The sequence below is a fragment of the Paenibacillus sp. FSL W7-1279 genome (genome assembly GCF_037969845.1).
Taxonomy (GTDB): Bacteria; Bacillota; Bacilli; order Paenibacillales; family Paenibacillaceae; genus Paenibacillus_AQ.
This window is the reverse complement of the sequence record NZ_CP150215.1, coordinates 4,977,184-4,999,198: the sequence shown is the minus strand read 5'-3', so window position 1 is coordinate 4,999,198 and position 22,015 is coordinate 4,977,184. Positions and strand designations below refer to the sequence as shown.

Annotated in this window: 20 protein-coding genes; 19 read left to right on the top strand and 1 reads right to left on the bottom strand. The window is 49.8% G+C overall.

Going from position 1 to position 22,015, the window contains the following annotated elements:
- Nucleotides 1-76: 76 nt before the first annotated feature.
- The 12 genes from MKY82_RS22430 (at nt 77) to ylqF (ending at nt 9,476) form a co-directional block, all read left to right on the top strand.
- Nucleotides 77-724 carry a hemolysin III family protein gene (locus MKY82_RS22430; protein WP_339294395.1) on the top strand — a complete coding sequence of 216 codons (648 nt, stop codon included), beginning with the start codon at nt 77-79 and terminating at the stop codon, nt 722-724.
- Between the two features lie 136 nt (nt 725-860).
- Nucleotides 861-1,217 (top strand): putative DNA-binding protein, encoded by a 357-nt coding sequence (locus MKY82_RS22425; protein ID WP_071220053.1) that lies wholly within the window; start codon nt 861-863, stop codon nt 1,215-1,217.
- Between the two features lie 21 nt (nt 1,218-1,238).
- Entirely contained in the window at nt 1,239-2,621 is a 1,383-nt protein-coding gene (gene ffh / locus MKY82_RS22420; protein WP_071220054.1) for a signal recognition particle protein, read from the top strand.
- A 48-nt stretch (nt 2,622-2,669) separates the two neighbouring features.
- Nucleotides 2,670-2,942, top strand: a complete 273-nt coding sequence (rpsP, locus tag MKY82_RS22415) for a 30S ribosomal protein S16 (RefSeq protein ID WP_006211361.1) — start codon at nt 2,670-2,672, stop codon at nt 2,940-2,942.
- A 21-nt stretch (nt 2,943-2,963) separates the two neighbouring features.
- Nucleotides 2,964-3,194, top strand: a complete 231-nt coding sequence (locus MKY82_RS22410; RefSeq protein WP_006211360.1) for a KH domain-containing protein — start codon at nt 2,964-2,966, stop codon at nt 3,192-3,194.
- A gap of 111 nt (nt 3,195-3,305) precedes the next feature.
- Nucleotides 3,306-3,827, top strand: coding sequence for a ribosome maturation factor RimM (rimM, locus tag MKY82_RS22405; RefSeq protein WP_216531843.1), 522 nt, complete (start codon nt 3,306-3,308; stop codon nt 3,825-3,827).
- Between the two features lie 3 nt (nt 3,828-3,830).
- A complete protein-coding gene (trmD, locus tag MKY82_RS22400; protein ID WP_339294394.1) occupies nt 3,831-4,646 on the top strand; it encodes a tRNA (guanosine(37)-N1)-methyltransferase TrmD in 816 nt (271 codons plus the stop codon).
- Between the two features lie 168 nt (nt 4,647-4,814).
- On the top strand, nt 4,815-6,995 hold the full coding sequence (locus tag MKY82_RS22395; protein WP_339294393.1) for a collagen-like repeat preface domain-containing protein: 2,181 nt from the start codon (nt 4,815-4,817) through the stop codon (nt 6,993-6,995).
- A gap of 112 nt (nt 6,996-7,107) precedes the next feature.
- Nucleotides 7,108-7,251, top strand: coding sequence for a hypothetical protein (locus tag MKY82_RS22390; protein ID WP_339294392.1), 144 nt, complete (start codon nt 7,108-7,110; stop codon nt 7,249-7,251).
- A gap of 241 nt (nt 7,252-7,492) precedes the next feature.
- Nucleotides 7,493-7,837, top strand: coding sequence for a 50S ribosomal protein L19 (gene rplS, locus MKY82_RS22385; protein WP_015736355.1), 345 nt, complete (start codon nt 7,493-7,495; stop codon nt 7,835-7,837).
- 103 nt (nt 7,838-7,940) lie between these two features.
- Nucleotides 7,941-8,555: a signal peptidase I gene (gene lepB, locus MKY82_RS22380; protein WP_036663956.1), complete on the top strand. Its 615-nt coding sequence runs from the start codon at nt 7,941-7,943 to the stop codon at nt 8,553-8,555.
- Between the two features lie 54 nt (nt 8,556-8,609).
- Nucleotides 8,610-9,476: a ribosome biogenesis GTPase YlqF gene (gene ylqF / locus MKY82_RS22375; RefSeq protein ID WP_339294391.1), complete on the top strand. Its 867-nt coding sequence runs from the start codon at nt 8,610-8,612 to the stop codon at nt 9,474-9,476.
- Between the two features lie 258 nt (nt 9,477-9,734).
- On the opposite strand, the gene MKY82_RS22370 is transcribed toward ylqF, so the two are convergent.
- Nucleotides 9,735-10,775, bottom strand: a complete 1,041-nt coding sequence (locus tag MKY82_RS22370) for a LacI family DNA-binding transcriptional regulator (RefSeq protein ID WP_194543594.1) — start codon at nt 10,773-10,775, stop codon at nt 9,735-9,737.
- Nucleotides 10,776-11,307: 532 nt separating this feature from the next.
- Between MKY82_RS22370 and MKY82_RS22365 the strand changes: the two genes are divergently transcribed.
- From MKY82_RS22365 to MKY82_RS22335, 7 genes are all read left to right on the top strand, one after another.
- On the top strand, nt 11,308-12,204 hold the full coding sequence (locus MKY82_RS22365) for an ABC transporter permease subunit (protein ID WP_339296703.1): 897 nt from the start codon (nt 11,308-11,310) through the stop codon (nt 12,202-12,204).
- 16 nt (nt 12,205-12,220) lie between these two features.
- Entirely contained in the window at nt 12,221-13,102 is an 882-nt protein-coding gene (locus MKY82_RS22360; protein WP_194543592.1) for a carbohydrate ABC transporter permease, read from the top strand.
- A gap of 52 nt (nt 13,103-13,154) precedes the next feature.
- Entirely contained in the window at nt 13,155-14,756 is a 1,602-nt protein-coding gene (locus MKY82_RS22355; protein ID WP_339294390.1) for an ABC transporter substrate-binding protein, read from the top strand.
- An 84-nt stretch (nt 14,757-14,840) separates the two neighbouring features.
- Entirely contained in the window at nt 14,841-16,316 is a 1,476-nt protein-coding gene (locus tag MKY82_RS22350) for a glycoside hydrolase family 32 protein (RefSeq protein ID WP_194543590.1), read from the top strand.
- Nucleotides 16,317-16,350: 34 nt separating this feature from the next.
- Nucleotides 16,351-17,235 (top strand): ROK family protein, encoded by an 885-nt coding sequence (locus tag MKY82_RS22345; RefSeq protein WP_194543589.1) that lies wholly within the window; start codon nt 16,351-16,353, stop codon nt 17,233-17,235.
- 80 nt (nt 17,236-17,315) lie between these two features.
- Entirely contained in the window at nt 17,316-21,155 is a 3,840-nt protein-coding gene (locus MKY82_RS22340; protein ID WP_339294389.1) for a GH32 C-terminal domain-containing protein, read from the top strand.
- Nucleotides 21,156-21,379: 224 nt separating this feature from the next.
- Entirely contained in the window at nt 21,380-21,997 is a 618-nt protein-coding gene (locus MKY82_RS22335) for a ribonuclease HII (protein WP_194543587.1), read from the top strand.
- The last annotated feature ends 18 nt before the right edge of the window (nt 21,998-22,015 follow it).

Sequence of the window (22,015 nt, the reverse complement as noted above, 5' to 3'; positions counted from 1 at the left end):
ATGAAGTATAAGTCGGGTTCAAAAAGTCAGTTTTTTGAATAACCTCTATAAGATTTCAAGCGAAAGGATACCTGTTATGGCCAATACTTACACTTATCCACGCAGAGAAGAGATAGCGAATGCAATAACACATGGCATAGGAGCGGCACTGAGCGTTGCTGCGCTGGTGCTGCTGATCGTATTTTCAAGTTTGAAAGGCAATGCCTGGCATGTGGTGAGCTTCACGATCTACGGATCAACGATGCTCCTGCTATATTTGAGCTCCACGCTCGTACACGGTTTGAGAGACGGGAAAGCCAAGGATTTCTTTGAGTTTATGGATCATTCTTCCATTTACTTGTTCATCGCAGGGACGTATACGCCATTCCTGCTGGTTGCCATCCGGGGATCGCTGGGCTGGAGTCTCTTTGGGATCGTATGGGGCATTGCGCTGTTCGGTGTCGTGTTCAAAGCATTTTTCGTCAAGAAGTTTCTGTTCCTCTCCACGATATTCTATATTGCGATGGGCTGGCTGATTGTCATTGCCTGGAATCCGTTAACGGCGGTTGTTGCGCCGCAAGGCATGAATTTGCTTGCCCTTGGGGGCGTACTGTACACGCTGGGTACCATATTCTATGTATGGCGGGGGTTTCCTTACCATCATGCCATCTGGCATTTGTTTGTTCTGGCGGGTTCGATTCTTCACTTTTTTGCGATACTGATATACCTTCTTCCTATCGGTTGACCGGTAGGAAGAAGGCTTCCTGCACATGAAGAAGGATGACAAGGGAAATGGCTTGACATCCTTCTTTGTTTTTTGTATGATAAGGTTCGTTAAGCGAACTGTAAAGTGTTTTTCCTTGACGAGGGGGTGCCCTTAAATGAGTCAGGAGAATCGGCTCGAGAAGACGAACCGGATCAATTTGCTGTTCGATTTCTATGAGCAGCTGCTGACAGAGAAACAGCAGACCTTTTTGAAATATTATTTCCATGATGATTTTTCCCTTGGAGAAATCGCTGGTGAATTTGAGATTAGTCGTCAGGCCGTCTATGAGCATATTAAGCGCGCAGAACAGGTGCTCGAGTCCTATGAAGAGAAGTTGGGCCTCTTGAGCAAGCATGAAACGCGCATCCGGGAGCTGGATAAGTTTCGGGTAATGGTGGAGCGTAGCGACCTGGGTGAACATGATAAGAATGTAATGACCGATATGGTCGAACGATTAAAAGTATGGGATTAAGTATGAACGGAGGTGGCGGATATGGCGTTTGAAGGATTGACCAGCAGACTACAGAATGTGTTTAGCAAGCTTCGTGGTAAAGGCAAGGTGTCCGAGGAAGATGTAACAGCCGCCATGCGTGAAGTCAGACTCGCGCTTCTCGAAGCCGACGTTAACTTCAAAGTGGTTAAGGATTTCGTATCCAAAGTAAAAGAGAAGGCCATCGGCAAGGAAGTGATGGACAGCTTTACGCCCGGCATGGTGATCATTGACATCGTTAATAAAGAACTGACGGAGTTGATGGGAGGAAGCCAAGCCAAACTGGCGAAGAGCAACAAGCCGCCAACAGTTATTATGATGGCCGGTTTGCAAGGTGCCGGTAAGACAACGACTTCGGGTAAGCTGGCCAAGTTGCTTCAGAAGCAGAACAGCCGACCGCTGCTCGTTGCCGGCGATATTTATCGTCCAGCGGCGATCAAACAGCTCGAAGTACTCGGCAGTCAGATCAACGTACCGGTGTTCTCGCTAGGAGACAAGACAAGCCCGGTTGAAATCGCAAAACAGGGCCTCCAGCATGCCAAAGATAACGGTCACGATTATGTCATTATCGATACCGCTGGCCGTCTTCATGTCGATGAAGAGCTGATGGAAGAGTTGAAGCAGATTCACAGCGTAGTGAATCCTGATGAAGTCCTGCTTGTCGTTGATGCGATGACAGGTCAGGATGCGGTGAATGTCGCGGAAAGCTTCAATCAGCAATTGACGCTCACGGGCGTCGTACTGACGAAGCTGGACGGCGATACCCGAGGCGGTGCCGCCCTCTCGGTTAAGGCCGTTACCGGATGTCCGATCAAATTCGCCGCACTTGGCGAGAAGATTGATGCGCTCGAACCGTTCCATCCGGAACGGATGGCATCGCGGATCCTCGGTATGGGCGATATGCTGTCTCTTATCGAGAAAGCACAATCGAACATTGATGCAGACAAGGCCAAGGAAATGGAACGTAAAATGCGCAATGCCGAATTTACGTTCGAGGATTTCCTGGAGCAGATGGATCAGGTCAAGAAGCTCGGTCCTCTGGATCAGCTGATGGATATGATTCCCGGCATGGGCAAGATGAAGCAAGCCAAGGATCTCAAGGTGGACGAGAAGCAGATGGGACGCATTGAGGCTATTGTTCACTCCATGACGACAGCGGAGAAGCAGCAGCCTGACATTATCAATCATAACCGTCGTAAACGGATTGCGGCGGGAAGTGGAACCTCGCTGGCTGAAGTGAACCGGCTTATCAAGCAGTTTGACGAAATGCGCCGCGTGATGAAACAGTTCTCGGATATGATGGGTCCTAAAGGCGGCAAGAACAAGGCCATGAAACAACTGAAAGGCTTGACTGGCGGAAAAGGCATGAAATTCCCGTTCCGTTAAGTTACGGTGATATCGAATGGACATTTTTTGAAGGAGGTGAATTTTCAAATGGCAGTACGTATTCGTCTGAAACGCATGGGTGCTCACAAGGCTCCTTTCTACCGCGTGGTGGTTTCTGATTCCCGTTCCCCGCGTGATGGCCGTTTTATCGAGGAAATCGGTTATTACAATCCGGTTGCTCAACCGGCTGAAGTTAAGATCGATGAAGAGAAAGCACTGAACTGGCTTCAAAATGGTGCGCAAGCATCTGACACGGTTCGCAACTTGCTTAGCAAAGCGGGCGTAATGAAGAAGTTTCATGAGCTGAAGCATCAGAAATAAGACTGATCGCGAGGGTTATCTATGGAAGAATTAGTTCGCGTTATTGCTAAGGCTTTAGTGGATCATCCAGAAGATGTGACTGTGAAGACCGTTGAGAAGGAGCACTTGATTGTATATGAGCTGTACGTGCATCCTGACGATGTCGGGAAGGTCATAGGCAAACAAGGGCGTATCGCCAAATCATTGCGTACAGTCGTAACATCGGCGGCGGTTAAAATGGATAAACGGGTGACCGTTGATATCATTTCTTAAAATATACGAAAGGGGGTTAGGATGCATGTCCTAGCCCTTTTTCGTACATGCTGAAGAAATCAGCCGGTCATACTAGCGTGAACGTTCATTAAGTGATGCAGGAGGAAGACCATGTCTGAAAAGTTGTTTACTGTAGGGAAAATCGTGAATACGCACGGCATCCGCGGGGAAGTTAAAGTCATGCCGCATACGGATTTTGCCGACCAGCGATTTGCTCCAAAGAGCCAGTTGTATATTGTCCCGGACAAGGGGAGCAAGATTGAAGCAACGGTGGATACATCCCGTTTTCATAAAAACATGTACATCCTTAAATTCAAGGAGCTGCATGGCATCAATGATGCCGAGAAATATAAAGGCTCGCTGCTGAAGATCTCAGCGGATCTTCAAGAGGAGCTTCCGGAGAACGAGTACTACTTCCATGAGATTATTGGCTGCAAGGTGATGACCGATGAAGACCCTGCTGAGGAGCTCGGCACGATCTCCGAAATTTTGACGCCGGGCGCTAACGATGTGTGGGTTGTCAAGACGCCTCAGGGAAAAGAAATTCTTCTTCCGGCCATACCGGATGTCGTACTTGATGTAGACAAGGAAGCGAAGCTTGTCCGCGTGCATCTCATGGAAGGGTTGTTATAGTCCATGCGGATTGATGTGCTGACGCTGTTCCCCGAGATGTTCGATGGTGTGTTTCATTCCAGCATTCTGGGGAAAGCGGCCGAAAAACAAATTGTGAGCTTGAATGCCATCAACTTCCGCCAGTATGCGGGAAACAAGCACGGTCAGGTCGATGACACTCCATATGGCGGCGGCGGAGGGATGGTGTTAAAGCCGGACCCGATTTTTGCTGCGGTGGAGGATATTCTTGCTTCCAATGGGAATGAGGTCGCGAATCATGATGATGGGGCTAATCCTGCCGAGGAGATTCCAGCGGAAGTCTCCGGAACAGTCAAGCCTCCGCGAGTCATTCTGATGTGTCCGCAAGGAGAGACTTTTACGCAGAAGAAGGCGGAAGAATTATCACAGGAAGACCATCTGGTGTTTATATGCGGGCATTACGAAGGTTACGATGAACGAATTCGTGAGTTTCTTGTTACCGATGAGTTGTCCATCGGAGATTATGTGCTCACCGGTGGAGAGCTGCCGGCGATGGTTGCCATCGATTCTGTAGTCCGATTACTTCCGGGTGTACTTGGCAATGAAACCTCAGCGGTGACGGATTCATTCAGTACAGGCCTGCTTGAATATCCGCACTATACACGTCCTGCTGAGTTTCGCGGCTGGAAAGTGCCGGATATCCTGCTAAGCGGTCATCATGCGAATATCGACGTGTGGCGTCGGGAACAAGCGCTTAAGCGGACATGGGAGCGTCGCCCGGAATTGTTAGACAAGCTGGAATTGTCGAAACAGGATCGAGCGTATATAGACAAGCTACAGCGAGAAGCGGGATCCTCATAAGCTTTTTTGCTCAATCGAAGAACAGATCTGTGAGCACAGGTCTGTTCTTTTTTTTATTCCTTAAACGAACCGGTTTCAAGCTTGCACCCCAGAACAAAATTCGTATGAATTGAATAGTGTGATAAATAGGCGATTGCGGATGTATGAGATCGTAAGGGGTGAAATCGATTGAGGCAAGAAAGAAGGAAGCGTAGGGACAGCAAGGCTGTCATTCAAGGACTTACATCTGGACGAATCCGTGTAGGAAGGAACCAAGCCACTCGATTCGTTACATTGATCTGTCAATTAACGTCACTGTTACGCGCATTTGTGGAACAGCCGGTTAACGAGAATTTCACGCTTATCAAAATACAATTGCAGAGCCTTAACGACCTGGTCTCGGGAATGAGGTTTTCGCTGCGAGAACGGCGGGGGCTTAGCCAGGCCGTGCAGCAAATTGCAAGGATTTCCAATGCGGACAATCTGGAAGGGATCCTAACAAGATTGAACGAAGTCATGACGTTGTTTCAATCATATGGAGAACGACTCGGAGTCGGCGGCGAGATCGGAACGGATATCGAGGCTTCACAACAAGGTATTCAATCTAGGCTGGAGTATGCGTTTCCGAGTGCGGATGCTGTGCCGTTGGTCAATTTAATGAACAATCTGCCTTTATATATTATGAATGCAACGACGAATCCAGGGGCATCGTCGCGCCATCAGCTTGCAGATGTACTCCAAGGAATTAACCGGCAGGCTGCGAGATTAGGGAGTTCCGGACCACAGTTAAGTAGGCTGCAAGCAGCAGCGGATGGAATTCAAGCTTCGCTTTTGAATGGAGCTTCGCCTGAATTTTTGAATGAACAGTTGACTAATTATACGAATGCTCTTTCAGGAGCGGTAGCGACGTTAAACATTCCAGTGACTGTCCAACAAGCTGCCGTTCAATCTCTGGCAGTTGTAGCAAGGACGAGCGCTGTGAGCGTTCAGGGTCTCACAATCCAGGAAACCCTAGGAAGCGTACCGAGTAACGCTCGGCCGGGCGTGACTGGAGCAACGGGGGCAACAGGAGCAGCAGGAGTGACAGGGGCAACCGGGGCAACGGGGGCAACAGGCCCGGCAGGCGCCACGGGAGCTACCGGAGAAACTGGCGCTACGGGAGCAACTGGGGTAGCCGGAGCAACAGGGTCAGTAGGGGCTACAGGAGCTGCAGGCGTGACGGGAGCCACGGGGACAGCAGGTCTCGCTGGTGCAACCGGTGGAACAGGACCAACGGGAGCTACCGGGGCTACCGGAGATGCGGGTGTTATAGGGCTAACGGGAGCAACCGGAGCAACGGTGGCAACTGGTGAAGTAGGGGCTACAGGAGAGACTGGAGCTACAGGAGAGACTGGAGCTACAGGGGCAACTGGGGTGACGGGAGCAACTGGTGAAACTGGTGTCACGGGAGCGACTGGAGAAACTGGAGCAAGTGGAGCAACAGGGTCAACGGGTGCAACAGGGTCAACGGGAGCAGCAGGAGCAGCAGGAGCAGCAGAAGCAGCAGGAGCAACTGGAGCAACCGGAGTCACGGTGGCGACAGGCCTGACAGGAGCATCTGGTAAAACTGGTGTCACGGGAGCGATAGGAGTAACAGAAATAACCGGAGCAACTGGAGAGACCGGAGCAGCAGGAGTTACGGGAGCGACAGGAGCAACTGGGGCAACAGGAGTAGCAGGGACCACGGGTGCAATCGGAGCAACTGGGGTAACTGGAACAACGGGTGCAATCGGAGTAACGGGATCGACGGGTGTAACGGGTGCAACAGGGTCAACGGGAGCAGCAGGAGCAGCAGGAGTCACGGGTGCAACTGGGGTAACAGGAGCCACAAGAGTAGCAGGAGCAACTGGTGGTATAGGTCCAACGGGAGTCACAGGAGCGACCGGTGCAACAGGCCCGGCAGGCCCGACGGGTCCAACCGGCTCCACTACCCTTGTGGGAGGTAGTGTCATCTATGCCAGCAACGGTGCCACTCAAAATGTGGCTACCAATTCACCGGTTTCTTTTTCATCCAGTATGCTTCAAGGCGTAACCTTTAATGGTACAACAACGTTGACTATCGTGACAGCTGGTTTTTACTACTTTGATTGGCATGTTTCTATTGCTAATGGTCAGGCAGCTCCCAACACGTTTGGGATCGTTGTGAATGGAAATACCACGAGTACGGCGAACATGAACTCCATTTCAACCAACGCCGAAGTCTCAGGATCTGCCGTCATCAATTTAAGCGCAGGTAACACTGTAGGGCTCTATAATTTATCGCCAGTGGCCAAATCGATTACAGCTCCTCAAACCGGTGCCAGAATTACTATCTTTAGAATTGGCTCATAACCCAGCATTGTATACTTCAGGGGCATTTTTTTAATAATGACTGATACAGCCCCTTCATTGGTGGGTAATATGTATCTGGAGAAACACTTGAGAGACGGGGAGGCATCTAGTCATGACAGAACATCGACAACAACAGGAAGCGAAAATAGAAGATACAAACAATAAAGAAGTCCAATTTCAAACGGTAGACGACATTCTTGAATACTATGGCAAGCGCCACAAAGGACTGCACGACTCGAAAGAAAGCGTAAATTAAGTTCAGCCTAACCGCTTCCTCGCATGATTTTTCATGCTGGAAGTGGTTTTTTTATGAACGAAAGCTCGGTGAAAAAACTGGCCTAACCATCAGGGTGTAAAGATAAAACACTTGATTCGGACTGCGAAATATGTTATTATTTCTTTTGTTGTGAATACGGTGGTCCGCTGCGGATAATGAAGGAAATACATAGAGTTTCCGGAAGATGCAAGAACACCTGTGTGAGAGGAGGGAGTCATAGATGAATATCGTTCAAGCGATTACTCAAGAACAACTTCGTAAAGATATTCCGAGCTTTCGTCCTGGTGATACTTTAAAAGTACACGTTAAGGTTATCGAGGGAACTCGTGAGCGTATCCAGTTGTTTGAAGGTGTAGTAATTAAACGTCGCGGTGGCGGAATCAGTGAGACTTTTACCGTTCGTAAAATTTCTTACGGTGTTGGTGTGGAAAGAACTTTCCCAATCAACTCGCCTAAAATCGATAAAATCGAAGTGGCTCGCCGTGGTAAAGTGCGTCGTGCGAAGCTTTATTATCTTCGTGAACTGCGCGGTAAAGCAGCGAGAATTAAAGAAATTCGTCGTTAATTACAAGGCGGTAGAAAGGGGCTTGTGCGTATATACAAGCCCCTTTTGTATATCCAAAAATCGTTATCATGCGAAAGCGATCTATAGGGAAGGACGGTGGGTTATGGAGAAAGATCAACACCAGGAGGCCATTGAAACCAACGTGGGGAAACCGGCCAAAAAGGCTAAGAACGAGCTTGTAGAATGGCTGAAGGCTCTTCTCATTGCTCTGGTTCTCGTCGTTCTCATTCGCTGGCTTCTCTTTAAACCGTTTATTGTGCAGGGTCCATCCATGGAACCTAACTTTGTATCCAATCAGAAGCTGATCGTCAACGAGATTTTATATGATATCCGCAAACCCGAGCGTGGAGAAGTTATCGTGTTCCATGTTCCTGATGAGGGCAGGGATTTCATTAAACGCGTAATTGCAGTTGCTGGTGATACGGTTAAAGTTGAAGGCGATAAAGTGCTTGTCAACGGGGAACCTGTGAATGAAACCTACATACAGGAAGCAATTGATCAAGCTCATGCTGAAAACAGATTATACAATAACACGGACTTTCCGAACTCGTTCGTTCAGGACGGCGTTGTGCCAGAAGGCCATGTGTTTGTGATGGGGGATAACCGCTCCAACAGCACGGACAGCCGTATGATAGGATATGTTCCTTTGGGGGATATTATCGGGCGAGCAGACTTGATCTTCTGGCCGATTAAAGACATAGGGCTCATCAACCATTAGCCATGGCGCTATAGAAACGATGAAAGTTTGCAGAGCAAAGTAGAGGTGACGACGTTGACAATACAATGGTTTCCCGGACATATGACCAAAGCGCGCCGCCAAATTCAGGAGAAGCTGAAGCTGATCGATGCTGTAATTGAACTGATCGATGCGAGGCTTCCGCTCTCAAGCCGAAATCCCATGATTGACGAGATTTTGCAGGGCAAGCCGCGGCTCATTATTATGAACAAAGCCGATTTGGCAGATCCTGAGGTAACAAGGCAATGGCAAGCCCATTTCAAAGAAAACGGCTTAACCGCCTTCCCTGTAGATGCATCCACGGGGACAGGTGTTAAGGATATTCCGAATCAGATCAAGCTGCTGCTGAAAGAGAAGATTGACAAACAAATCGCCAAGGGCATGAACCCGCGAGCTATGCGGGTGTTGATCGTGGGGATTCCGAATGTAGGCAAATCCACGCTGATTAACCGGCTTGCTGGCCGGAACATCGCCGAGACGGGAGACCGTCCGGGTGTCACCAAAGGGCAGCAGTGGATTAAGGTTGCCGGCGGTGAGATGGAATTACTGGATACACCCGGTATCCTGTGGCCAAAGTTCGAGGATCAGAATGTAGGGTACCGCCTGGCGGTCACCGGCGCCATTAAAGAGGAAATATTGAACGTAGAGGATATTGCTTTTTTTGCGATCAAATATTTCTCCAACTATTATTGGGAATCGATGAGCGAGCGCTTTGATCTTAAGGAGCGCCCCACGGATCTGGATAACCCGGATGAAATTGTCGCGGTCATGGAAGCGATCGGAAAAAAACGCGGCTGTATCGTAAGCGGCGGAAGAGTCGATCTGGAAAAAGCCTCAAGCATTTACCTGCGTGAGCTTCGCGCAGGTAAACTAGGGCGATATTCCATGGAATCGCCTTATTGAATCGTTAACGGAGAATGGGAGGATGAACTGCCTCTCACTCCAGCTCAACCCAAAAGAACCGTTCTGCCCGAATACCGGGAGAACGGTTCTTTTTTTTTTCAATAAAGGGATAAACATCAGAGGCATGCCCACACACACTATCGTAAGAAAAACTTTCTTTCCTCGTGTTCCGACCTTCTGTCCAAGTATGTCGATCAGCGTCTTTCTTGTGGATCAGCTGGAGGTCCATGGTGGAGTCTCAGCTCCTTCTGCAATCCCCTAGTCTATTTTTTCAGTCGATGCCCTGAAGAGCGGTTTTGTTTGGATATGCGTGACTTGATAGGGTAACGCCGGTTCTTTCACCCGGGACAACAGCATGTTGGCCGCGGCAATTCCCATTTCATCGCTATAGATATGTACCGTTGATAAATGGGGTTCAACGATGCGCGATTCAGGCGCATTATCGAAGCCGCATACGGCAATGTCGCCCGGGATGGCGATATGGTTATTCTTCAAGGCTTTCATCACATTGACCGCAATAAAATCATTGGCGCATACAAAAGCGGACGGCATCTGTTTCATCTGTTTCAGCCGCTTCTCCATCCAGTCGGACTCGGAGAAAAACTCACGGTCCGGGTTTAGAACACATTGTTCCAGATCCAGCCGGATCCCCATTTCGGTCAAGGCCCGATTAAATCCCACCCAGCGTTCATTAAAGCTCTTGCAATGATGGATGTCCCCGATAAATCCCAAAGACATGTTGCCCTGCTCTATGAGCCGCCTGGTCATGTGGAAGGTGCTGTGTTCATTCTCCATCAGTAGTAAATCCGCTTGCAAGTCCGGGTAGAACATGTCAGCGGCACAATCGATAAATACGGTAGGAAGGCCGAGGCTTGTGAGCTCCTTGCTGTATTCCATATCAAATAACTCAATACAGATGATTCCATCCACTTTGGAGGATTCAAAATTGTTAGGCAGCGTCCGAGAATTTCGATCGATGTCCCGGACGATATGAATGGACAGGTTATAGCCTTCCGCGCTGATTCGTTTCTCAAGCCCGCTGATTAAGCGCGAGCCAAAATGGGAGGTGCTCGGAAGATTCGCCGTGAGAAGAGCGATGTTTCCCGGGGTTTTGGTCAGCAGGTTGTCCGTCTCCATGAAGGCAAATTGTTTGTATTTCAATTCGATTGCTTTTTTGATGACCCTGCTGCGCGTCTCGTCCGGAATACTTTCGCTGCCGTTCAAAGCTTTGGATGCCGTATTTCTGGAGATCCCCAGTGCATCCGCAATATCTTGAATTGTGACTTTTTCTTTCGTCATGTATCTGATTTCACCTCAAATGATCAACTTTATACCAGTCTCGTTGTTTCTCCCAGGCGCTATTGACCTGAATATCTTAAATCAAATGTATAATAGATTAGCTAAAATAGCAACCTCAACTTTACAAATGCACAGTCAATTTAACATTTAAACAACAGGGATTTAGTTGGAATTGACTTCGTTATTCCATTACATTTGTTAAAACATCATCTAACAAGGATGGAAAGGGTGGAAATCCGTAATTCTACGTAATAAACGACATGAATTACCCGTGTTTATGACAAATGGATGAAGTAAACGAACGATGTATATTGTCAATTGCACAAATAAATTTTTACAAAAACGATTGACTGAAGTTACATCATTTGATAAATTGTAAAAGCGACATTCAACAAAAGTGAAAAATGAAAGCCTTTTCTGTAAGCAATATGTAAACTTCTCTAGAAAGAACGGGGGAACAGGTTTGGAAAATTCAATGGAACCAGCCAACCAGGGGGCAGGGATAATCAGAGAACGGAGTTCTGCGGGGCGAATGCTCGCTTTCATCAAGAAAAACTATTTTCTGTACATACTGCTAGCTCCGGCGCTTATATTGACCCTTATTTTCAAATACGTCCCGATGTACGGTGCCGTAATCGCATTTAAGGATTTCAGTCCCATTAAAGGGATTCTGGGCAGCGAGTGGGTTGGGCTCAAGCATTTTGAAAAGTTTATCGCCTCGCCGAATTTTGACGTCATTTTTATGAATACGCTTAAATTGAGTTTTTTTGGTCTGATCTTTAGCTTTCCGGTGCCGATCCTGCTTGCGCTCATGTTAAACCAGGTTCGCAGAGCGGCAGTCAAGAAGAATATTCAGTTGTTCCTGTACGCACCCAATTTCATCTCGGTGGTCGTCATTGTCGGAATGCTGTTTATCTTCTTGTCGCCAACGGGGCCGATTAATCAATTGGTCATTTGGATGACGGGTAATCCGCTTATGTTTATGTCGCAGCCGGAATATTTCAGGTGGATTTATATCCTATCGGATATATGGCAGAGTGCCGGATGGGCCTCCATCATCTATGTGGCTGCTCTTGCGAATGTGGACCCGGAGCTGCATAACGCGGCCAGCCTGGACGGAGCTAACCTGCTCCAGCGCATTCGAAATATCGATCTGCCCACGATTAGGCCGATTATGGCGATCGTCTTCATACTTGCGGCAGGGGGCATTATGTCTATTGGCTTTGAAAAGGCTTATCTGATGCAGACCTCCATGAATCTTCCCACTTCTGAAATTATCGCTACCTATGTATACAAGGTCGGCTTACAGTCAGGCGATTACGCGTACTCGGCAGCGGTTGGTTTATTCAATTCCGTCATCAATGTCATTTTGCTCGTGACGGTGAACTTTATTGTCCGAAAACTCAATGAAGGCGAAGGCCTCTACTAGGAAAGGAGACATATTCATGGCCGTTAAACATTCACGCTTCGACCGCTTTCTGTTGTCATTAAATGCAATCTTTTTAACGCTTGCCGTACTGGTCGTGGTCGTTCCATTGGTTTACATTGTCGTTGCTTCGTTCATGGATCCCACCGTGCTGCTGAATCAAGGACTATCTTTTAAAATTTCCGATTGGAGCCTGGAAGGATATCAGATGATCCTGTCCAATCCTGCGATGCTTCGCGGATTTGGCAATGCGGTGTTCTATTCAACAGCATTTGCGCTTCTCACGGTAACGGTTTCGGTCTGTGCGGGATACGCCCTTTCGGAGAACCGGCTGGCCGGACGACACTTTTTCATGACGCTGTTCATTATCACCATATTTTTCGGAGGCGGACTGATTCCTACGTACTTGCTCGTGAGGGAGCTTGGCATGCTCAATACGGTATGGGCCGTGATCATCCCGGGTGCGGTCAATGTGTGGAATATCATTTTGTCCAGAACCTTCTTCAAAGGGGTACCGAATGAATTGAAGGAGGCTGCTAATGTGGACGGGGCTTCCGATATGAAAATCTTTGTCCGGATCGTTCTGCCGCTATCCAAGCCCATTATCTTTGTGCTCGCGCTGTATGCCTTCGTTGGCCAGTGGAACGCATTCTTCGATGCCATGATCTATCTGGACGATCCCAAGCTGCACCCGCTGCAGCTCGTTCTTAGATCGATTCTGATACAAAACCAGGCTGCGCCGGGCATGATCAGCGACCAGCTTGCGATGGCGGAGCTGAAACGGCTCTCGGAAATGATTAAATATTCGGCGATCGTGATATCCAGCCTTCCGCTGCTGATTATGTATCCGTTCTTCCAAAAGTACTTTGAAAAAGGTGTTATGGTAGGCTCGCTCAAATAGTGGCCCGCCCTCAACATAGTAATCCAAATATATGATTCGGGAGGTCATTGATATGAATAAGAAGGGATTCAAGAAACATAACCGTAAAAAAACGGTAACGCTGACAGCTCTGGCAGCCGTGCTGCTCTTGGCCGGATGCGGCAGTGGCGGTGAGGCACAAAGCGAGTCGCCGGACGGTAAGGTCACCCTGAACGTCCTGACGCAAAGCTCTCCGCTGGCTCCTGCCGACCCTAACGAGAAGCTGATCAACAAGCGGTTGGAGGAGAAAACCGGCATTCACATCAAGTGGAAGAACTACACCAGCGATGTATTTGCGGAAAAACGCAATCTGGCCGTGGCGAGCGGCGATTTGCCGGATGCCATTTTCGATGCCGGATACGGAGACTATGATCTACTGAAATTGGCGAAGGACGGGGTTATCATTCCCGTGGAGGATTTGATCGAACAGCATATGCCCAATCTCAAAAAGGTACTTGAGGAAGCACCGGAATACGTCAACATGATTACGGCGCCGGATGGGCATATTTATTCCTTCCCATGGATCGAGGAGTTGGGTTCAGGGAAAGAGCGGATTCAATCGGTGGATAACTTCCCCTGGATTAACGTGGAGTGGCTCGACGCCTTGGGGCTTGAGATGCCAACCACCACGGAAGAGCTAAAAACGGTATTGAAAGCGTTCAAAACCCAAGATCCGAACGGCAACGGACAGGCGGACGAAATACCGCTTTCCTTCATTAATAAGCCGGGCGGCGAGGATCTGACATTCCTGTTTGCTTCATTCGGCTTGGGCGAGAACTGGGATCATACCGTTGTTACGGATGATGGCAAGGTGGTGTTTACCGCAGCAGAGGAGGGGTATAAGGAAGCCATAGCATTCATTCACGAATTATATGAAGAGGGATTAATCGACATTGAAGCCTTCCAGCAGGATTGGAATACCTACCTGGCTAAGGGAAAGGACCACCGGTACGGCATGTATTTTACGTGGGATAAAGCCAACATCACGGGCATGAATGATACGTATGACCTGATGCCGCCGCTTGCAGGACCATCCGGTGAGATCAATGTGGCGAGAACGAACGGGATCGGTCTTGACCGGGGAAGATTGGTCATTACCAGCAGCAACAAGAAGCTGGAAGAAACGGCCAAATGGATCGATGCGATGTATGAACCGCTCCAATCGGTTCAGAACAACTGGGGAACCTACGGTGACGATACCCAGCAGAATATTTTTGAGCTGGACGAAGCCAAAGGGATGCTGAAGCATCTTCCGCTTGAAGGCACGGCTCCGGTAGAGCTAAGACAAAAAACAAGCATCGCGGGGCCGCTTGCGATCCTGGACGAGTATTATGGCAAATACACCACGATGCCGGATGATGCTGCGTGGAGGCTCAAACTCATGAAAGACGTCATGGTACCGCATATGAAAGCGGAGAATACGTATCCGAAAGTGTTCTTCTCCATCGACGAGTTGGATCGCTTATCCACGATTGAAGCGGACTTGTTCCCTTACCTGGAAAGAATGCGCACCGAATGGTACCAGAATGGAAAAGTAGATCAGGAATGGGACGCTTATCTGAAGGAATTGGATCGACTTGGACTTCAGGAGTGGCTGACGATTAAACAAACGGGATACGACAGGAACATGAAGTAACCGTGTGGAATGCGGCCGCCGTTGATGCATATGGTTGAAGTACGGTCGTAAACCCATGATAACGATAATGAAGGAGATCACCGAATGTCTAAGACAAAACAACAAAACTATCGAAATGCCTATCATTTTTCACCACAGAAGTACTGGATGAATGATCCCAATGGCATGGTTTATTTTAAAGGGGAATACCATTTGTTTTATCAGCATCATCCCTTTGGCACCACATGGGGACCCATGCACTGGGGGCATGCGGTCAGCAAGGATCTGGTTTCCTGGGAAGAGCTTCCCATTGCATTAGCGCCGGATGAACGTGGCACGATTTTTTCGGGGAGTGCCGTTGTAGATTGGAACAATTCCAGCGGATTTTTCGACGAAGGGCCCGGGCTTGTGGCGATTTTCACTCACCATCATGATGCGCCGAGCGCGCAGCAAATGATTCAGTATCAAAGTCTGGCGTACAGTAAGGACGAAGGAAGAACCTGGAGAAAGTATGAAGGAAATCCGGTCCTTCGCCATGACAGCTATGTTGATTTTCGGGATCCCAAAGTGTTCTGGCATGAGCCGTCATCGCAGTGGGTGATGATTGTGGCGTGCGGACAGACGGTATGTCTTTATCGATCTTCCAATTTAAAGGAATGGGTATTTGCCAGCGAGTTTGGAGAGGGCATCGGATCTCATGACGGAGTATGGGAATGCCCCGATCTGTTCCCTCTTACTACGGAGGACAATGGAATACGATGGGTCATGCTTGTCAGCATTGGCGATGATCCGGCCTACGTCGAGGGCTCCAGAACGCAATATTTTATTGGAGATTTTGACGGAACAGCGTTTATTCCGGATGAGCGCTCCAAGTGTGATGTGCGGTGGCTGGATTACGGCAGGGACAATTATGCCGGAGTCAGCTGGTCCGATATTCCTGCACCGGATGGCAGAAGGCTGTTCATTGGCTGGATGAGCAATTGGAAATACGCAAACCTGACACCGACGGATGGTTGGAGGGGGGCCATGACCTTGGTGCGGGAACTCAAGCTGGAGACGCTGCAAGGTGAAGTCATGGTAACGCAGCAGCCGATTCGTGAAATCGAAGAGTATCGTCATGAGGTGCTTTCCTTGCGTGATATAGCCGTGGATGAAGCTGCTGTCCGATTAGCGGCTGTACGGCTGGAGAACTTCGAGATCCTTGTCCGCTTTGATCCAGCATCTTCGCTTGGTTTGAAGGTAAGGGCAGGATTAGGACAAGAAACGTTGGTCGGTTGGGATGCAAGGTTAGCCGAAGTATACGTGGATCGCAGCCGTTCAGGGCAGGCGGATTTCCACAAAGATTTCCCCGGCAAGCATGCGGCACCGTTAAAGACACCGGGCTCTATGCTGGAACTGCGGATCTTCGTGGACCGTTCGTCCGTGGAGCTGTTCGCGGATCGCGGGCAGGCGGTGATCACGGATTTAATTTATCCTGATCCCGCATCAACGGGCATAACCGTGTTTGCTGATGATAACCGGAAGGTCATAGAATCCCTCCATATCTATGAGGTTTCTTCATCTGGTGGCCAGTTAAAGTAATATGAATCGATAAGACATAAGGAGATCCGGCAGTATGCATATTGGAGCAATGGAAGCGGGCGGCACCAAATTTGTCTGCGGTATTGGAAGTGAAGACGGAATCGTCAAGGACAGCATCAGCTTTCCGACAGGACAGCCGGAAGGGACATTATCCAGAGCCATTTCCTACTTCAAGGATCATGAGGTAGAAGCCATTGGCATCGGGTCATTTGGCCCCATCGATCTGAAACAGGAGAGCCCGACATACGGATATGTAACGTCAACACCGAAACCTGGATGGTCGCATACAGATGTCCTTGGTAAGATGAAGTCGCATATGAACATTCCCTATGGCTGGGATACGGATGTCAATGCAGCTGCTTATGGAGAAGCGACTTGGGGAGCAGCGAGGGGGCTGAGCAGCTGCGCTTATTATACGGTGGGTACAGGTCTTGGGATCGGCCTTTATGCCGAAGGACGACTGGTTCATGGATTGGTTCATCCGGAAGGAGGCCATGTTCCCGTTAAACGCCATCCGGAAGATGGCTTTGGAGGAACCTGTCCTTACCATGGCGATTGCTTGGAAGGATTGGCAGCAGGGCCGGCGCTTGAAGCCCGATGGGGGTTGAAAGGACATCTGCTGCCGGCCGACCATCCCGCTTGGGAAATAGAAGCCTATTATATAGCGCAATCCATAACCGGACTGATCCTGACGAATTCCCCGGAGAAGATCATACTGGGCGGCGGGGTTATGCAGCAAGCTCAGCTGTATTCCCTCATTCGTGCAGAGGTGAAGCGCAATTTGAACGGATATGTGCTTGCCGACGAAATTGTACACGATATCGAGAATTATATAGTTCCTCCGGTATTAGGCACCCAGTCCGGTTTATGCGGCGCATTGGCTCTGGGAATCCGGGCATGGCAAGATTCGCAACGATAAACAATTGGGAGATCAGCCCGAGTGTTCGGGCTGTTCCTTCCTATATAACGTGTGGTAAAGAATCGAAACGAGGTGGTTATATGAAATTACCGCAGGATGTACATACCATGTTGCTGCGCACGATGTCTGCCATCACGATGACCTTATTGCTGGCGACAAGCGTCATTCCGGATTCGGCATGGGCTGCGTCAGCGATCCAAGAAGCGAATGCAGCTTTGAAAGGGAAAGGAGAAAACGACATTTTTGAAAGCGTATCCAATGTAAAGACCAACCTCGAAGGGTGGCAGTTGAAGGGCAGTGGCAATATGGAACAAACGGCAGAAGGTTTACGGCTTAGTTCCGATTCAAGTGAGAATGCAGCGGCGATCTCAGCAACCAGAGCGGATGATTTTGTCTATGAAGCCGATGTGATGATTACGGATATGCAAGCAGATGCTTCGCTGGTCTTTCGTTCAAGCGTTGACGGCTGGTCATCGTATATGCTGCAAATCGTACCCAGTGCAGGCTTGGTTCGCCTCAAGGATGCCCGCGAAGGGAACGGAAGATTGAAGGTTGAAAAAGCGCTCTCGTTGAGTCAAGGGGAAATCGTTCACCTTAAGGTCAAGGTGGTAGGCAGCAATATCAAGGTGTTTTGGGGAAACCAATATGAACCGATAATGGAAGTCGATGATACGGCTTATTCCACAGGACAGCTGGGTCTACATGTGTGGGATGGTTCCGCCCTGTTTCAAAATATCAAGGTGAGCGAGTGGAAAGGCAACTTGTTCGGACCGGTAAATACGAGCGGGGACTGGCAGCCTGACATCAAAGGGCTTAAGGGATCGGCATCGGAAGGGCTCGAAGCCTACAGAATCTATAAGAATGCGGCTGCGGATTATGTGCTGGAAGGAAATATCACCTTAGGGGGACAGGCTGAAGCCGGGTTCTATTGGAGAGGGAACGATCAAGGAACGGAGGGATACGAAGCCATATTCAGGAGAGAGGATGATCAGGTTCGGGTAACGCTGGAAACCTCGGATGGAAAGGTGATTGGCGCATCGAGCCGTACATACCCAAGCCTGCCCACAAGTGTGCATCATGTAGAGATCCACGTCTCCGGAGACAGAACTCAAGTCACTGTAGATGGTTACGAACCCGCTGCGATCCGCATTTCCGACGGAAGTTACGCGGACGGATCGATCGGGATGAAGGTAAAGTCCGGAACGGCTTACTTTCAGGACGTGTACGTAACTCCGATGGAAGATTATTATACGGAGGAATACCGCCCGCAGTATCACTATAGCCCAATCCGAGGCTCGGTAAGCGATCCGAACGGATTGGTCTATTTCGAAGGGGAGTATCATCTTTTCCATCAGGACGCAGGCCAGTGGGCGCATGCGGTCAGCCGGGATCTGCTGCATTGGAACCGGCTGCCGATCGCACTGCCTTGGAACGATCTCGGACATGTCTGGTCGGGTTCCGCCGTAGCCGATACAACGAACGCTTCAGGTCTGTTCGGGGATTCTGGAGGCAAAGGACTCATTGCCTACTATACATCCTTTAATCCTGATCGGCCGGGCGGGAATCAGAAGATCGGACTTGCTTACAGCACCGATCACGGACGGACCTGGACGTATTCGAAAGAACGGCCGATCCTCATCGAGAACCCGGGCAAACAGGGCGAGGATCCCGGAGGATGGGATTTTCGCGATCCCAAAGTGGTTCGGGATGAAGCCAACAACCGCTGGATCATGGTGGTATCAGGGGGAGATCATATTCGCTTCTATACCTCCGACAATCTGGTCGATTGGTCCTTAACGGACCGTTTCGGGTATGGGGAATATATCCGTGGAGGCGTGTGGGAATGTCCGGATCTGTTTCAGCTTGCCGTGGACGGCTCGGGTCAGCGCAAATGGGTGTTGATGATCAGCAGCGGCGCTAATCCGAACACCCAAGGCTCCGATGCGGAATATTTTATCGGCGATGTGACGCCAGACGGCAAATTTATGAATGATCATACGGCGGGGACCGTGCTGAGAACGGATTGGGGCAAGGAATTCTATGCCTCCATGTCCTTCTCCGACCTGCCGGACAATCGTAGGATCATGCTGGCATGGATGACGAACTGGGATTATCCCTTCAGTTTTCCGACTTCGGGCTGGAAGGGCCAGCTGACCATACCTAGAGAGCTGTCGCTCAGAACGACGAGTGAGGGGATACGTCTGCACCAGTCTCCAATCTCTGAGCTTGAGACCCTCCGGAATACGGTCATCCATGTGAACAACAGGGAAGTGACGGAGACCTCGCAGAATGTGTTAAAGGGAATTCAGGCCGGCGCGTTTGAAATCGAGGCGGAAGTCGAGATTCCGACAGACAGCAGCGAGCTGGAATTCGGCTTCCGGCTGCGGGAAGGCGGCGGACAACAGACGGTGGTCGGTTATAATAATGCCGCGCATCACATGTTCATTGACCGTTCGGCATCGGGAACCACGGATTTTTCCAGCCTGTTCTCGACCGAACACAAAGCTTTGCTGCACCCCATAGATGGAGTGGTCAAGCTGCGTATTTATGTCGATGAATCTTCCGTCGAGGTGTTCGGCAATGACGGAAACGTTGTGTTCTCGGACGTTATTTTTCCGGATCGGGCCAGACGGGGGATGAGCTTTTACACCCAAGGCGGCCAAGTAAAGCTGAAATCCCTTCAGGTGCATGAGCTGGATTCCGTGTGGAGGCATCTTGATCTATCAGAACCTGCTTCCCGAATCCTGTTGGATTCATACGAGCTGGACCTGTCCCAGGGAGAGACCGAATCGTTGTACGCAGCATTGGATCGTGTCCAGGGCAACGGGAAGAAACCTTTGGTATGGACATCCAGTCATCCCGATACGGTCCGGATTGTTTCATCCGATGAGACCCATGCCGTATTGAAAGCTTTGAATGCGGGAGAAGCCGTGATTATGGCCTCAACGCCAAACGGAAAAATATCGGCGAGCACCCGCGTGTTGGTCACGAGCGGAACGTTCAAAACAAATCTGACGGGATGGAAACCGGACCTCAAGGCCTCGAAATGGGTTCTTACCGAGCATGGAATCCGGGGCAGCCATTCAAGCGATGCCAATTATATGGCGCAAGAGAAGGCAGGAGACTTCACGTTCGAAGGAGACATGCGGCTTGGGGAAGCAGGCGGTGCCGGGTCCATGCTGTTTCGGGCAAGCGGGGACGGACGCAGTGGATATTATCTGAATCTGGATCCTGGTATGAAGGCGATTCGGCTCTTCTACATGGTCGAAGGTCGATTCGAGGAACGTCAGGTCCTGGCCAGAGTCCCCGGTTTTATCCAAGGGGGAAGAACCTATCACCTGAGGATTGAAGCGAAAGGTCCGCATATTCAAGTCGACGTGGACGGGAAGACGGTAATCGATGTGATGGACGGGACATTTGCCGAAGGGCATTTTGGCGTCAATGTGTTCGGCGGGCAGGCTTCCTATCAAAATGTCTACGTCCGTCATTCGTCTGAAGCTCGTCTGAGGAAAACCAGCTTCATGAACGAAGCCATGAACCAGGTGATCTATACCGAGAAATCCGTAAACGGCGAACCCGTTACCGTGAAGGAATCAACGGGTACGGGGAACCCGTTATGGGTATTGGTACCAACAGGAGAGGACGATACGTATTCCATTCGTACACCGGAAGGCAAGGCTTTGGATGTGGATACCGGGCAGAACCGGATTCAGTTATACACATATCTCGGTTATAACAATCAGCGATGGCGAGTGGAACGTCAGGAAGATGATACGGTAACCATCCGATCCGTGCACGATGGCCGGGCGATTGCCGTAAGGGCTGACGGTTCGGGGCTTGAAATGAATGAGCCGGATGCCGGTTCGGATCGTCAGCGATGGCGGCTTGGCCCTGAAGCCAAGGGAGCGATAATCGAATAAGGGGAGAGCTGCCGTTGCCGGCGGCTCTTTTTTTCGGGGTTTATAACCGATGGTTCGGCGATGGACGAACCAATTCCTGCCGGGATGCGGGGACGGATAAAAGGGTGACGCTACGTGGCGAGTATGATACTCTAGAAGAGTTACTAGATTGATAGAACAGATGGGAAACACCGTGTGCACGTATAGGTAACAAACGGTAATTCGGAACCAAAGGGGTTAAACCTATGACAGATTTATTAATGTATGAGCGAGAGTATTGGAGCCGTTATATACATATTGCAGGCATCGACGAGGTCGGCCGAGGCTGTTTGTTCGGCGATGTGGTCGCAGCAGCAGTCATTTTGCCGGAGGGGTTAGTGATTGAGGGGATCAACGATTCGAAGAAACTCAGTGCCAAGAAGCGGGAGACCCTCTATGACCTCATTATGGAACAAGCACTGGCGGTCGGCGTTGGTTTGGTGGACGCGGAAACGATTGACCGCATTAACATCAAACAAGCCGCAAGACTTGCCATGAAGATGGCGATCGAGCAATTGGCTGTTACTCCCCAGTTTCTGCTTGTTGATGCCGAGAAGGTGGAATGCGATATTCCCCAGCGTGCCATCATCAAAGGCGATGCTAACAGTCAGTCCATTGCCGCGGCCTCCATTATTGCCAAGGTGACTCGCGACAGATTGTGCGAAGGGGAATGGGAGACGCGTTATCCGGAATATGGAATTGCCGTACATAAAGGCTACGCTACCAAGTTTCACCGTGAACAGCTGCAGCTGCACGGACCTACCGCGATGCATAGAAGAAGTTTTCTGAAAAATATGGAGATTGAGCAATTGTCGCTATTCTAGATTTCGATGCAGCCCGCC

Excerpts from the sequence above, each read along its gene's own strand:
- MKY82_RS22430 (WP_339294395.1), top strand. The coding sequence starts at position 77 with ATGGCCAATACTTACACTTATCCACGCAGAGAAGAGATAGCGAATGCA.
- MKY82_RS22425 (WP_071220053.1), top strand. The coding sequence starts at position 861 with ATGAGTCAGGAGAATCGGCTCGAGAAGACGAACCGGATCAATTTGCTG.
- ffh (WP_071220054.1), top strand. The coding sequence starts at position 1,239 with ATGGCGTTTGAAGGATTGACCAGCAGACTACAGAATGTGTTTAGCAAG.
- rpsP (WP_006211361.1), top strand. The coding sequence starts at position 2,670 with ATGGCAGTACGTATTCGTCTGAAACGCATGGGTGCTCACAAGGCTCCT.
- MKY82_RS22410 (WP_006211360.1), top strand. The coding sequence starts at position 2,964 with ATGGAAGAATTAGTTCGCGTTATTGCTAAGGCTTTAGTGGATCATCCA.
- rimM (WP_216531843.1), top strand. The coding sequence starts at position 3,306 with ATGTCTGAAAAGTTGTTTACTGTAGGGAAAATCGTGAATACGCACGGC.
- trmD (WP_339294394.1), top strand. The coding sequence starts at position 3,831 with ATGCGGATTGATGTGCTGACGCTGTTCCCCGAGATGTTCGATGGTGTG.
- MKY82_RS22390 (WP_339294392.1), top strand. The coding sequence starts at position 7,108 with ATGACAGAACATCGACAACAACAGGAAGCGAAAATAGAAGATACAAAC.
- rplS (WP_015736355.1), top strand. The coding sequence starts at position 7,493 with ATGAATATCGTTCAAGCGATTACTCAAGAACAACTTCGTAAAGATATT.
- lepB (WP_036663956.1), top strand. The coding sequence starts at position 7,941 with ATGGAGAAAGATCAACACCAGGAGGCCATTGAAACCAACGTGGGGAAA.
- MKY82_RS22370 (WP_194543594.1), bottom strand. The coding sequence starts at position 10,775 with ATGACGAAAGAAAAAGTCACAATTCAAGATATTGCGGATGCACTGGGG.
- MKY82_RS22365 (WP_339296703.1), top strand. The coding sequence starts at position 11,308 with ATGCTCGCTTTCATCAAGAAAAACTATTTTCTGTACATACTGCTAGCT.
- MKY82_RS22360 (WP_194543592.1), top strand. The coding sequence starts at position 12,221 with ATGGCCGTTAAACATTCACGCTTCGACCGCTTTCTGTTGTCATTAAAT.
- MKY82_RS22355 (WP_339294390.1), top strand. The coding sequence starts at position 13,155 with ATGAATAAGAAGGGATTCAAGAAACATAACCGTAAAAAAACGGTAACG.
- MKY82_RS22350 (WP_194543590.1), top strand. The coding sequence starts at position 14,841 with ATGTCTAAGACAAAACAACAAAACTATCGAAATGCCTATCATTTTTCA.
- MKY82_RS22345 (WP_194543589.1), top strand. The coding sequence starts at position 16,351 with ATGCATATTGGAGCAATGGAAGCGGGCGGCACCAAATTTGTCTGCGGT.
- MKY82_RS22340 (WP_339294389.1), top strand. The coding sequence starts at position 17,316 with ATGAAATTACCGCAGGATGTACATACCATGTTGCTGCGCACGATGTCT.
- MKY82_RS22335 (WP_194543587.1), top strand. The coding sequence starts at position 21,380 with ATGACAGATTTATTAATGTATGAGCGAGAGTATTGGAGCCGTTATATA.